Source organism: Leisingera sp. F5, from assembly GCF_001593695.1.
This window is the reverse complement of the sequence record NZ_LUKH01001334.1, coordinates 1-1,103: the sequence shown is the minus strand read 5'-3', so window position 1 is coordinate 1,103 and position 1,103 is coordinate 1. Positions and strand designations below refer to the sequence as shown.

The following is a 1,103-nucleotide window of genomic DNA, read 5'->3' as shown; positions in this document are numbered from 1 at the left end:
TCAGAATATTTCACGCGGTAGCCGATGCGGGCAGCCTGACCCATGCCGGGGACAGGCTGAATCTGTCGCAATCGGCGGTCAGCCGCCAGATTCGGGCGCTGGAGGAAAGCCTGAATGCGACGCTTTTCCACCGTCATGCGCGGGGACTGATTCTCACCGAACAGGGTGAACTGCTGTTTGATGCCACCCAATCCATGTCCACCCGGCTTGAAGCGGCCTCTGCCCGCATCCGCGACAGCGAAGAGGAAGTGTTCGGTGAATTGCGTGTCACAACCACTGTGGGGTTCGGCACCCTTTGGCTCGCCCCGCGTCTGACTAAACTGTATGAACAATACCCCAATCTGAAAATCGACCTGATGCTGGAGGAACGTGTTCTGGACTTGCCGATGCGCGAGGCTGATGTGGCCATCCGCATGAAGGAGCCCAGCCAGGCCGATCTGGTGCGCAAACGGCTGATGACGGTGCGGATGGGTCTTTATGCCTCTCCAACCTACCTGGAACAGCGCGGCACCTTGGAAACCGTTGAAGACATTTCCCAGCACCGGCTGATCTGTCAGAACCAGCGCTCCGCCCAAGTGGGCTCAGCCGCGGTTCTTGGCAAAATGCTGATGGCTCACAACCCGGGATCGCTGCTGACCGTCAACAACTATTTCGGCGTGCTGCAGGGCGTGCTGCACAATCTGGGGGTCGGAATTCTGCCGGATTACGTGACCGAGGAATTCCCGCAACTGGTCGAGGTGCTGCCGGAAGAGGATCAGCACAGCGTTCCGGTCTACCTCGCCTATCCCGAAGAACTGCGCCATTCGCAGCGGGTCGGTGCGTTCCGCGACTTTGTGCAATCCGAAATCATGGCACATCGGAAGCATATGAAAGAGCTGGGGAAACTCTGAACCCCGCCGGCGCCTCAGCTGCCCGAATTCGCGCTGCATTGCAGCGATTGGACCGGTTTTGAATTGTTCGAACCGGTGCAGCGCCCCAAGCCATGCAATTTCCGCATACCAGCATTGACCCTTCTTTGACATTAATCCCCTTGAAGGGGCAGGCCCGGCGCCCTAAATGAAGCTCATGGAGGCGGCGGCTTCGCCCCCCTTCATACCTCCCTG

General features: G+C 58.9%; 1 protein-coding gene. It reads left to right on the top strand.

Annotation, left to right across the window (positions count from 1 at the left end; translation table 11 throughout):
- On the top strand, positions 1-890 hold an 890-nt coding region (locus A2I95_RS41205; protein ID WP_291738057.1), incomplete at its 5' end, for a LysR family transcriptional regulator.
- Between the last annotated feature and the right edge of the window lie 213 nt (positions 891-1,103).